Consider the following 11527-nt stretch of genomic DNA (forward strand, 5'->3'; position numbering starts at 1 on the left):
CATCAGCAACGATATCACTTACCCGGCCGGATGATGAACCGCGTCTGGGGCGTGAACAGGCCGCCGAGCCACCCGGTCGCCCGTGGCGTTCCGTCCTCGTTCAGCGCGACGAACGACACGCCGCGGTCGAGCGTGAGCGCGTGCCGTCGATCGACGATGACGTGGCCGAAGCCCATGCGCCGGATGGTGTCGGCGGGCAGCCAGCATTCCATGCGGACATCCAGGCGGTGGCCGGCCATTGCCGTCCTCAGTCGGAACGGCCGCTCGCCGGCCTCCCGCGCAACGGGCGGTTCGCCGATTCGGCCGGCCAGGACGGCGAATCGGGCTCGCGGCAGGTCGTTCGGGCGCAATCCCAGCGCCCGAGCGGCATTGGCCAGCTCAGCCTGGTCCACCGGCGTGTCGGGATCGCCCTCGATGAGTCCGAGCACGTAACTCGTCCCGCGCGGCAGCGCGGCAATCTTCTCTGCAAGCGTCGGCTGTGCGGCCCTGGGGTCACGCTCAATCGGCAGCAGATCGCCGTACGCCGCCCGCAGCATCGCCGCCGAGCCTTCGGTCAGTGCGACGGAACGTCCCATCTCCTGGTTGTGCCATACGAGGAACGGGAACGTCAGCATGATCTCCGGGACGTCGAACATGACCAGATCCGGGCGGGTGCATTTGCTGTAGTAGTCGAGGCCGTTGTGCAACTGCCAGTTCATGTCCGCGCCGAGGATCTCGCGGTTGCTGTCGAGCCCCGCGACCAGACCGTCGTAGAACTGCTTCGGGCCCCAGTCGCGACTGCGATCCATCGCCGGGTAGGTGTCGTAGGCCCGCCAGGCGGGGTAGGCCAGCAGAACCAGGGCGGCGCCCACACGGGCCGGTACCTGCCAGGCGCGACGTGGTCCGGCGCCCCGCGGAGGCGCGCCAGCCAGGTCCACGCGCTCGACCAGCCAGCCCGCGCCGCACCCGGCGGCCAGCGCGATCGCCCAGTGTGAGGGGAGATAGAAGACGTGCGTGTCGCCGACGTTGTAGGTGAACGCAAAGCCCCAGTTGACGATCCACAACACGGCCAGCAGCAGCCCGATCTGCCATCGGCGCACCCACGCCGCCCACAGGCCGATGAGCGCGGCCATCACGCCCGCCACGCCGAACTGCTGGCCGACGTCGAACCAGTACATGGCGAACCGGTCGCCAATCGTCGAGTTGGGAACTCCGACGACCATGACGGCGCGCCAGTCGGTCTTCGTCACGTCGAACCAGAACGACTTCAGCATCTCGACGAGGCCGGCGTGGTCGGGCTCGGCGATCAGGGCGGAGAAGTTCCAGTAGTACTGCAGCGCGCCGAGCGACGCGATGCCGACCGCGAGGAGCACGACGCGCGGCCGCAGCATCGACCGCAAACCGTCGGGGGCGGCCACGAGCAGGAACAGCGCGAAGCCCGGCAGTAACAGCACCATCGACAGGTGGTTGCCGAATCCGATCGCGAAGATGCCGAAGAAGAGCGACAGCCGCGAAAGCGTCGGCCGCCGATGCCACGCGAGGAGCGCCAGCACGCAGGCGCCGACCAGGAAGAGGTGGAGCGAGTAGACCTCGGCGATGATGGCCTGCGACCAAAAGGTGTAGGAGCCGGCGAGGAACAGTCCCGCGACGAGTCCGGCGACGACCGTGCCGCCGACTTCCGCGCCGACGAGCACCAGCAGGCCAACCGCCAGCGCCGCCTCCACGGCCGACGCGAGGTTGCAGGCGCGCGCGGGTTCGCCAGGCAGGAGGTGGAGGAAGACGTTGGTGACGGCGTAGTAGAGCGGGTAGCCCTCTCGCGGCGTCAGGACTGTCCGGCCGGTGACGGTCTGGAACGACGCCGTGTCGCCGAGATCCTGGCCGGGAAGCAGTGTGGTGACGTAGAGCAGGAAGGCGACGGCCGCCAGGGAGGCCGCGGCCAGCAGGCGCAGGCGCGTGGAGGACACAGCGCGTTTCGTCCGACTACGCCTTCGCGGCGGCTGCCGGAGGCGAGGGCTTTGGGGCCGTCTTCGACTCGGTTGGGAAGTTGGCACCGGCCCACGCGGCGATGCCGCCGGCGAGCACCGACACGCGGTAGCCCTGCTTGATCAACTCGGTGGCCACGCCGGAACTCGAGATCTCGTCCGGATCCGAATCGTACGCCACGACGTCCTGGTTGCGCGGAATGCGCGACGAGTCGATCGACCCTGGCGCCATGCGAATGGCACCCGGCAGCAGGATTGTGCTGTGCTCGTACGGGTACTTCAGGCGGACGTCGAGAATCGTCGGGCGCGCGGCCGCATCGCCCTCGAGCCGCTGCCTCAGATCTTCCTTGGAGATGCGCTGAACGGGCATGGCGTATTGTCCCCGCCGGTCCGAGACGGTGTCAAGCGCGGAAAGTCGAGGTGGAAAGTCGGGGCGCACTCCGCGGGACGTGGGGGCTCGGCCTGCCCGAAAGGAGTGCGTTACTTCGGTCCCGCGGTTCGAATCTGCGCGAACAACCATCGGCGGCGCGCTCGTGCCGCGCGCGCGGCCGCGTCGTGGTGTTCGACATCCCATCCGGGTGAACAATGTCCGCAGCGCATACACTTCAGGTGCACTGTTCCCTGGTTGCACCACACGCTGTTCTCGTGTCGTCCGAGCAGGTAGCAGTTGATCCAGTCCCACATGGCGCCGTTCTCGCGAGAACCAATGCGTTCTGACGCGTCCCGCAGGAGGCTCCTCTTGGTGCGTCGCGCCCTCGCGGTCACAGGATGGCAATTGGAGTGCCAGCGATCGCTCTGTGCGAAAACGCACCCGTGCGACGCCGGGAAAGGCAGGCGTCACCACGTCGCTGCCGGCTGAGATGCCGCGTTGCCGGCGCTCAGCAGCAGTGCTGTTCGCGGGCGGCAGGGGTGGGTCTCGGACGCGTTTCTCCCCTGCGTCGTCCCGCGCGTTTCGTTGCGGCGGGATTCGATGGCATGCTAGAATCGTGATTCCGTCGGCGGTCGCGACGGACCGTCTAAGAGTGGGCGGCTAGCTCAGCTGGGAGAGCGCCGCGTTCGCAACGCGGAGGTCGGGAGTTCGAGCCTCCTGCCGTCCACCAAACAATATGCTCAGAGAAACGCGGGATTTCACTCCCGCGTTTTGCGCGTACAGGGGCTCGTTCGGGCGATTGTGGCGTCCAGGGCCTGCCCGATCGACTCGAGCGCCCCGATCTTGTGCTCTTGGGTGGGGTGGGTGTACCGCTCGAGCATACGCGTCGATGAGTGGCCGGAGAGCGCCATGACCGTATGGTCGTTGTGGCCCTCGGCGATCATCCGGCTGATGGCCAGCTGGGAATTCATCACCTCAACAACCAGGTCCAGCCGGTGCAATTGGATTAGGGCAGTTCGGAGTCTCCACGCGGTCAACGCCGGGGGGAACTGCCATGAGAGAAGCACGGGGCCGGAAGCCGAAACGCCGAGCGAGCCGCCGTCCGATCCCAACCAAAGACCGCGCACGCGAACGCGGCTAGGCGGGCACCGAGCTGACCGACTGGCGCGCAAACTCGCGGATCCCCGCGCTGAGGGAACTCGCCCGGCGCCTGACCGGACTGAAATGGAATGGCGCTCTCTTCCTGCTGCTGCTCGAAGAACTCTACATCGACGACCTGTTCGTCGACACCGTCGGCAAGTCCGAGAACATCCCGCCGGCGCGATTCCCCCAGGCCATTGCGATGGCGATTGCCCTTCGCCACAGTTTGAGAGCGGAGACCTCGCGGAGGTGGCGAGACGTCTGAGCCTGGAATCGGAGGCGCGACACAATCACCAAGGCCAAGCCAAGGGATCCCCAGGCGGAACTACCGGCACGGCTGACGCAGGACCCTATCCTTCGTAAGTCAGAGGTAAGCGAGCTACAGGTCGCGGGCCGGCTGCCAGAGGGCTGGCGTCAGCGCCTCGATGTCGGTGATCTTCACGGCCGCTGGCCGCCGCGCGGGCGGTCATCTTCGCCCAGATGGTGGACGACCCTTCGGCCCATCCCGATCTTTTCCCAACCGAGAAGAAGCAGGAGAAGGAACGCCAGCGGCTGTTCGAGATCATCAAGAACTTGGTGAAGTGGGAGAACACGACCAACGAGGCGGTGCTGGAGGCCGCCCGGGCGGAAATCTGGCAGAGCTGGCGACACACCTGCGCGGAAAACGCCGACCACCCGCGGGCGAAGGAACTCTTCGATCGCTACAAGCTGCCGGCGTTTCACGATCCCTTTGCCGGCGGCGCGCCTTCGAGGAGGTTGAGATGGACTGCTACTGCGAGTTCCGGGACGCCATCCGTCTTGGTGGCTTCGAGACACCTGATGCCGGACTTGAGGAGATTACGCACCGCCGCACCTACTCGCGGCCGAAGCCGCCGCCCAGAGCGATCAGCATCATCTACACGGCCAAAGGGTTGGAGTGCGACAGCGTGGTCGTCATGCCCTGCGACAAGAAGACTCTTCCCGATACACTGGATGCAAGGTGCCTGCTCTACGTCGCCCTCAGCCGCGCGAAATACCACGTCCTGCTGGTTGTGTCTCGAGACAACCCGAGTCCGCTCTTTGTCATCTGATGGTGACCGTCATCCGAAGACGCCGTCCATGCCAATCAGGAAATCGGCTGACTCTGCGGCAGAGTCATGGCACACATGCGTCGGAACGCACATGGCCACGCGACCGCAGTCTATTGAAGAGGCGATATTCGGCTGACGTCAAGCTGGGTGCATGAGGCCTCCGGCAACTCGGGACGCTGGCTTCGGATACGGATGCGGTAGCCAAGGCGCCAACCGGCGGGCGCCTCTAGTCCTTCACGTCGTAGATTCGGACCTCCGCGGTCTGGGCGCCCCGGTGCGGCACCGCGACGTAAAGACGATGTTGCTCGGGCACGAATAGTGCGGTCCTCGCACCGGCGGCTGTTGGGATGCGCGCCGAGCGAACGAGGCTCGCGCTGTCCGGCTGCAGCACGTCCACGAATCCCTGTCCGCCAATGACATAGAGCCGCTTTCGCGCGGAGTCCCAGAAGATGTCGTCCGTGTCGCCGACGATGTCCACCGCGCTCGTCACCTTGCCGCACGAGGTGTCCACGATCAGGACCTTGGCGGGCTTCCGGCAGCCGATGAAGAGGCGGTGGCCGGCCTCGTCGAGCGCCATCGGGAAGTTGGACGCCGCCTCGGTCAGCGGCCACGTCGCGACGACCTTCATCGACAGACGATCAATCACCGCGACCTGCTTTGCCGCCGGCACGTTCACGAAGATGCGGGAGCCGGCTGCCTCGAGCTGGAACGACTCCGGGTGGCCGCCGACTGGAACGTCGCCAAGCTGGCGTCCGTCGGTCGCATCGATGGCGCCAATCGCGCCGCTCCCGTAGCCAACGTAGATGCGCTTCGCCTTCACGTCGTACCGCACGTTGTCCGAGTCCTCGCCGAGCGCCACGCTCCTGACCACGCGCAGGTCGTCGCCTGCGCGAAACTCCACCGCGCCCTGCCCGTTTGCGACGACGACCTGCGGCGGCGTGGGGATGTGGACGATGCCCTGAGGTTCCTTCAGGCCTTTCACGCTGGCAAGATGGCGTCCGGCGGAGAGGTCGAGCACCTCGAGACTGTTATTACCCAACGCCGCCACGAACAGCCGCGCTCCCCCCGGCTCGACCGCCAGGTGGTCGATGCGGCCCTCGACGCCCGGGAGCGGGATGGTCTTCACGAGTGCGAGCGGCTGATCAGCACCCGTGAGCGCGATGGAAGCGAGCCCGGCGACGGCCACCGTCATGAGTGATCGGATTACGGGCGACTTCATCTCTCTCTCCTCCTGCGGCGCCCGGCGTGGAGTGACACGGCCGGTCGCACCGCACTGGTCGTTATGCCTCGAAGCGCAACGCGTCGATCGGGTCGAGCTGCGCGGCCTTTCGTGCCGGGTAGAAACCGAAGAACACGCCGACGCCCGCTGAGAAGACGACGGCCACGGCCAAGGCATTGGGCGACACGCTCACCGGCCATTCCATCGGGTCAATAGCGAAACGCGTACTGCATCTTGATCAGCAGCTGATTCGAATCCCTGGCCCAGCCGATCGGCGTGCCAAGATCGCGCACGTTGTGGTTGTAGATCACGAACAGGTCTCCCACCGGCCGAAACGTCCATCGCAGTTGACTGTTCGTCCCCACCGACTGGCTCGTGGTGTCGTATTGCACGAAGCTGCTGATGTTCAGGTTCGGCGACACGTTGAACTTGACCCGCGTGCCGATCAGCGTCGCGTCGAAATCGCCTTCCTTCAACCGCCCGAAGTCCTGTTCACCAGACAGGCTGAACGTGAACAGCGCGATCGGATTCCATGACAGTGTCAGCTGCACCTGGTCGAGGCTCCCGCTGTAGAACGTGCCGAAACGCCAGGTGATTTGGCTGCTCAGCTTCCGCTTGTTGGCCGTGCCCGCCTCGAGCCGCCACCGTGTCCAGTGATATGGACCGGGCGGGATGACCACTCCGGCCGAAATCTCGAACGGGTCTCTGAGGTTGTCGCCGGCGGGCGCCCAGTTGAACTCGATACGGTCGCCGCTGTCGAAGCGCCAATTCACCGGCGCGGTGAACACGCTGTAGGTCTCCCAGCGCCCCTGCAGGTCGGTGACGGCCGACACGCTGAACTCGTTGAACATCTGGCGGATGTGCCAGAAGTTCGGCCGCGGATCGAATTCGCCCGCGAAGTCGTAGCTGTAGACGCCCGGACGCGGCACGAAGCCAAGCGACGGCTGGTAGCCGTCGCCGACGCGACGCGCGCTGAAAGACACATTCCACAAATCGTTGGGATACCCCACTTTGAATCCGGCGGCCGTCTTGTCACCGGCCACGTCGGACCGATCCATCAGCGAGCCCCACACGCCCACGAGGAAGTTCTTGTCGCCACGGAACCGCGACGTCTGGTAGGTGAAGTCGGCGCCCGCGAGCCAACTGCCGGCCGCGCCCTGGGGGTCGCCGAACGTCGCGATCATGCCGACGGTCGATTCCCCCAGCACGTTCTGCTTGATGCGGACGACGCCCATCGTGGCGGCGGGGGCGACGGCGTCCTCGTTCCCCGTGCGAGCGACCAACGCTCCGACGCTCGTGTTCCCGACACGGCCGTTCACCTTCCCCGCAGCGCGGATCGGCACCTGTTGGCCGTCCACGAGTCCGATGCGCCGACTGAAGAACGGGACGACGTCCGTCCCACCGGGCCCGAACTGGAAGATGTCGGCGCCCTCGAGGAAGAACGTCCGCTTTTCGGGAAAGTACAGGGAGAACCGGGTGAGGTTGGTCTGCCGCGCATCGGCCTCTGTTTCGGCGAAATCCGTGTTCACCGATCCGGAGGCGAGCAGATTTGGCCCCAGGCGCTGGGTCACGTCCAAGCTGGCGTGGCTGTCGTTCTCGAAATCGGCGCCCTGAATCGGGACGCCGCCTCCGGCGATGCCGGCGGGGCGCACCGAGAGACCCAGGCCGAGATCGAACTCCGGCAGCGTCGTGAGCAGCCCCGCCCGGCTCATGCGTGTGATCTTGTAGTCACGCTGCGGGCTTGCCCACCGGTCCGTCTCCTGAAGCCGCTGGATCCGCCGTTGGATGTTGAAGTGCCAGGCGGTCTTGCCCTTGGCGAAGCTCAGGGTCTGGATCGGGATGCGGACCTCCGCGGTCCAGCCGCGGTCGGTTCGCTTGGTGGCGGCTTCCCAGATGCCGTCCCAGTTGCTGTTGACGTCGGCCGAACCGGGATTGATCAGGCCGTCATACCGAGCGCCGCTCGGGTTCACCCAGAAGACGTAGCCTGACCGGCCGTCCATGAAGGGATCCACGACGATCTCGATGTGGTCTTCCGAACTCATCGCGCCATCGCGCTGCTTGGTGTAGCTGACGATGCCGCGGGGATTGGGGTCATCGCATTCGACGCCGAACACGAGCCCCACCGAATTTGCCAGCACCCGCACCCGGGTCCGTCCGGTGGGGGCGACGCCCTGCTGCGGCTCGATGATCGTCAGGTTCTCGATCGCCTCCGCCGTCGCCCAGGCGCCCTCGTCGAGGATCCCGTCGATGCGGAGGTCCGTCGAGAGAGCACCGGCCTTCAGCGTGTAGGGGTTGCCGGCCGGCTGGGCGGGCGCGCGTGTCTGCGACGCTCCGGCGGTCGGCGCGGTGACCGTTGACGCCGGCGTGCCGGCAGTCTGAGCCTCGCCCACGGCCGCCGTTCCGAGGAGGGCAGCCAGCGCGAGGACTTGCACAAGATTCGAACGACGACGTCCGCTCACGGGCCAGACCTCCGATGCACGATCACTCGATGGACTCAGGGCCTGGCCGACACGACGGCGGGCACCGCACGGCGTCCTATCACTTGGGGCTGATCGTCAGGTTGTCGAAGTACGAGACCGAGTCCGCCTTCGTCCAGACGCCGACTTTGCCGGCACCTGGGAACGTCGCGTCCTCGACCTCGTAGAGCTTCTCGCCATTGAAGTAGACCGTGAACAGCGGCCCGGCCACCGTCACGCGCAGCGTGCTCCATTGTCCGGACGGCACCGTCACCTGCTTCCCGTAGGTGCGGCCGGCGCCCTTCAGTGGCAAATCGGTCCGACGGCCCTGTTGCACCTTGTAGAGCACGACGTTGTGCTCCAAGCCGTTCGCCCGGACGATGTAGTAGTTGTTCGAGTCCTGGTAGCGCCAGACCAGGCCGGCGGCCTGGTCGCCGCGCCCGGTGACCGGCTTGACCATGACGCTCAGGTCGAGGTCCTTGGCGGACAGATCGTCGAGCACGCACACCGGGAACCGGTAGTCGGTCGAATCTGCGTCCGTCTGCGCCAGCACGTTCCCGCCTTCTGGCGACTTCGGGTCCTTCATCACGACCCAGACGCCCGGCTTTCCCTGGCCTGTGAGCGCCGTCGAAAAGCCCTGCGGCACCCCGCCGACCTTATCTTGGTCGAACGTGATGGTCCGCGTGGTCTGGGCCTGCGCGCCCGCAAGGGCGGTCGCGGCAATCGCAACGACGAGCGAGAATCGGTTCTTCATCGAAGCTCCTCCGGCTACTCCGCAGTGACCCAACGACATCAGCCTCTGAACAGCGAAATTCGGAAGCGCGTCTCACCCTCACGGGACGATGCCAGGCGCAGCGTGCCCCCATTCGCTTCGATCGCCCACCGTGCGATGGAGAGTCCGAGGCCCGCTCCGCCGTCCGCGCGCGTTCGGGCCGGGTCAGCCCGATAGAAACGGTCGAAGATGCGAACGGCATGCTCCGCGGGAATTCCAGGGCCCAGATTCACGACATCCACGAGGGCTGCGGTTCCTTCGTAGCGCAGCTCGACCCGAATGTCGCTCCGCTCTGGAGCGTATTTGATCGCGTTGTCCAGGAGGTTGATGAGGGCCTGGCGGACGGCCAGTCGATCCACCTGCACGTCGACCGCGCCGTCGACATCCACTCGGAGTTGCTGCCCCTTCTCTTCGGCGAGCACGCCCAAGTGCGCGGCGACCTCGCGCGCGAGTGCGGCGAGGTCGACGGCCTCGCGGTGAAGCACCACCTGGCCGGCGTCGGCCCGCGACAGCAACAGCAGGCTATCGACCAGTTGCGTCAGCCGATCGGTTTCCTCCAGCATGTTCCCGATGACGTCTCGGTAGGCGCTGGCCTCCCGCGGTTCTTCCAGGCCCACCTCGCCGACGCTACGAATGGCCGTCAGCGGCGTCCGCAGTTCGTGCGAGGCATCGGCGGTGAACCGGCGCATCTGCTCGAACGACCGTTCGAGGCGCGCGAACGTGTCGTTGAGGACGACGGCCAGCTGACCGAATTCATCACCAGGGTTGCCGACCGGAACTCGCTCCGCCAGGCGCTCGGCCGTAATAACCCGCGCGCGCTTCGCAATGTCCCCGACAGGCGCCAACGCTCGTCGGGCGAGCACGTACCCGCCGCCACCAGCCAGGCCCAAGGCAACCGGCAGGCCGAGCCCGAGGACCAGCAGGAGCCGGCGCAACTCCTCCTCGAGCGGCGCCACCGACCGGATGATGCGCACGACGACCGGCGTGCGCACTTGGCGCCCGCGCAGGCTCGTCAGTACGTGGAGGCCGTCGCACCCCGGCAGCAACCCTTCCTGCAGCGCGTGCGCCACCTTGGCCTCGTCTTCGACCACCAAAATCGTCCCGGTCACGGTAATAAGGATAGGCGGAGGCTGGCCCGGCCGAATCTTAAGTTTTCGTTAGGAACCGGCACGTGCGTGACGGCCCGTCTCATGCCCGAGCCAGCAGGGTCAGGCGGAGCCACGCAACGCGTAGGCGTACAGGGCATCGTACACAGGCCATTGCCCAACGAGACGTTCACCGTCACTGACACCGGTCAACGCGAATCCCATGCCAACGGCCCGACGATGAACCGCCTGATCAGCCAGGGGCATGCGACGCGGTCCCCGTGGACATCGCAGCGAGTAATCCACTTCATGACATTCGCCTCCAGCTTGACGTGTGGCGTAATGCTTGTTACTACTATGATGTGTGCAATGATACATCACAGGTAGGGCGGCGATCCAGCCCGGGCGGGACACAGCCGGGAATCGCGCTGTCCCGTGACGGCCGTCTGCTGTTTCTGACTCGGTTCATTCGTCTGTTCGGCTACGGGCTCATCTCGATCATCCTCGTCCTCTACCTGGCAGAGATTGGCGTGTCCGGACCGAGGATCGGGCTGCTGCTCACTCTGACACTGGTGGGCGACACGGTGATCTCGCTGTGGATCAGCACGAGGGCCGATCGAGCTGGCCGACGGCAGATGCTGGCGATCGGGGCGCTCCTGCTGGCTGGGGCCGGCGCCGTGTTTGGCGTCACCCAGACCTACTGGCTCCTGGTACTGGCTGCCACGATTGGCGTGATCAGTCCCAGCGGCAACGAGGTCGGGCCGTTCCTGTCCATCGAGCAGGCAGCGCTCGCTCACATCGTCGGCGACGGCGAGCGAACGGCCGTCTTTGCGCGGTACCACTTGGCTGGGTCCGTCGCGACGGCCCTGGGCGCGCTGGTCGCAGGGAGCGTCGTCTCTGGGTTGCAACGGTCCGGATGGTCGCCGCTCACCAGTTTCCGCGTCCTCATCGCGGTCTATGCTGGCCTGGGCGTGGTCCTGGCCGGCTTGTTCGCCCGGCTCACGCCGGCCGTCGAACTTCCGCCTGTTCGCGGCGTCGAGCGGCGCGCGCCCGTGCTGCTCGGGCTCCACCGGTCCACACAGGTGGTGCTGAAGCTCTCGTCCCTGTTCGCCCTGGACGCCTTCGGCGGCGGATTCGTCGTGCAGAGCATCGTGGTCTACTGGTTTCATCTGCGCTTCGGCACTCTGCCGTCGACACTTGGGGCGATCTTCTTCGGAGCCAACCTGCTGGCAGGCGCCTCGGCCCTGGCGGCCGTGCCGTTGGCACGCAGGATTGGTCTGATTCGGACGATGGTGTTCACCCACATCCCGTCGAACCTCCTGCTGATGCTGGTTCCTGCGATGCCGACGCTGCCGCTGAGCATCGCCGTCTTCCTTCTCCGATGCTCGATCTCGCAGATGGATGTTCCCACGCGCCAGTCCTATGTGATGGCCGTGGTCGCACCCGACGAGCGT

The 11527-nt window shown here is 66.2% G+C and carries 10 protein-coding genes and 1 tRNA gene; 3 read left to right on the forward strand and 8 right to left on the reverse strand.

Annotated features, from left to right (window positions below):
• Positions 1–14 precede the first annotated feature (14 nt).
• On the reverse strand, positions 15–1943 hold the full coding sequence (locus VGK32_10095) for a DUF2723 domain-containing protein (protein HEY3382109.1): 1929 nt from the start codon (positions 1941–1943) through the stop codon (positions 15–17).
• A 16-nt stretch (positions 1944–1959) separates the two neighbouring features.
• On the reverse strand, positions 1960–2331 hold the full coding sequence (locus VGK32_10100; protein ID HEY3382110.1) for a rhodanese-like domain-containing protein: 372 nt from the start codon (positions 2329–2331) through the stop codon (positions 1960–1962).
• A 654-nt stretch (positions 2332–2985) separates the two neighbouring features.
• Here VGK32_10100 and VGK32_10105 point away from each other — a divergent pair.
• A tRNA-Ala gene (locus tag VGK32_10105) sits at positions 2986–3061 on the forward strand.
• A gap of 28 nt (positions 3062–3089) precedes the next feature.
• On the opposite strand, the gene VGK32_10110 is transcribed toward VGK32_10105, so the two are convergent.
• Positions 3090–3302 (reverse strand): hypothetical protein, encoded by a 213-nt coding sequence (locus VGK32_10110; protein ID HEY3382111.1) that lies wholly within the window; start codon positions 3300–3302, stop codon positions 3090–3092.
• A gap of 930 nt (positions 3303–4232) precedes the next feature.
• On the opposite strand from VGK32_10110, the gene VGK32_10115 reads away from it, so the two are divergent.
• Complete coding sequence (locus tag VGK32_10115; protein ID HEY3382112.1) at positions 4233–4541, forward strand: ATP-binding domain-containing protein; 309 nt, start codon at positions 4233–4235, stop codon at positions 4539–4541.
• Between the two features lie 226 nt (positions 4542–4767).
• Here the strand turns inward: VGK32_10115 and VGK32_10120 are convergent, their stop codons facing one another.
• The 5 genes from VGK32_10120 to VGK32_10140 all read right to left on the reverse strand — a co-directional run bounded on the left by VGK32_10120 (position 4768) and on the right by VGK32_10140 (position 10097).
• Positions 4768–5760 carry a hypothetical protein gene (locus VGK32_10120; protein HEY3382113.1) on the reverse strand — a complete coding sequence of 331 codons (993 nt, stop codon included), beginning with the start codon at positions 5758–5760 and terminating at the stop codon, positions 4768–4770.
• Positions 5761–5821: 61 nt separating this feature from the next.
• Positions 5822–5953 carry a hypothetical protein gene (locus tag VGK32_10125; GenBank protein ID HEY3382114.1) on the reverse strand — a complete coding sequence of 44 codons (132 nt, stop codon included), beginning with the start codon at positions 5951–5953 and terminating at the stop codon, positions 5822–5824.
• A gap of 16 nt (positions 5954–5969) precedes the next feature.
• On the reverse strand, positions 5970–8219 hold the full coding sequence (locus VGK32_10130; protein ID HEY3382115.1) for a DUF5916 domain-containing protein: 2250 nt from the start codon (positions 8217–8219) through the stop codon (positions 5970–5972).
• A 79-nt stretch (positions 8220–8298) separates the two neighbouring features.
• Positions 8299–8970: a family 16 glycoside hydrolase gene (locus tag VGK32_10135; GenBank protein ID HEY3382116.1), complete on the reverse strand. Its 672-nt coding sequence runs from the start codon at positions 8968–8970 to the stop codon at positions 8299–8301.
• Between the two features lie 38 nt (positions 8971–9008).
• Entirely contained in the window at positions 9009–10097 is a 1089-nt protein-coding gene (locus tag VGK32_10140; GenBank protein ID HEY3382117.1) for an ATP-binding protein, read from the reverse strand.
• Between the two features lie 338 nt (positions 10098–10435).
• Between VGK32_10140 and VGK32_10145 the strand changes: the two genes are divergently transcribed.
• A partial coding sequence (locus VGK32_10145; GenBank protein HEY3382118.1) for an MFS transporter occupies positions 10436–11527 on the forward strand: 1092 nt, incomplete at its 3' end.

It is taken from the genome of Vicinamibacterales bacterium (assembly GCA_036504215.1).
Classification (GTDB): Bacteria; Acidobacteriota; Vicinamibacteria; order Vicinamibacterales; family Fen-181; genus FEN-299.

Excerpts from the sequence above, each read along its gene's own strand:
- VGK32_10120 (HEY3382113.1), bottom strand. The coding sequence starts at position 5,760 with ATGAAGTCGCCCGTAATCCGATCACTCATGACGGTGGCCGTCGCCGGG.
- VGK32_10115 (HEY3382112.1), top strand. The coding sequence starts at position 4,233 with ATGGACTGCTACTGCGAGTTCCGGGACGCCATCCGTCTTGGTGGCTTC.
- VGK32_10135 (HEY3382116.1), bottom strand. The coding sequence starts at position 8,970 with ATGAAGAACCGATTCTCGCTCGTCGTTGCGATTGCCGCGACCGCCCTT.
- VGK32_10110 (HEY3382111.1), bottom strand. The coding sequence starts at position 3,302 with ATGAATTCCCAGCTGGCCATCAGCCGGATGATCGCCGAGGGCCACAAC.
- VGK32_10100 (HEY3382110.1), bottom strand. The coding sequence starts at position 2,331 with ATGCCCGTTCAGCGCATCTCCAAGGAAGATCTGAGGCAGCGGCTCGAG.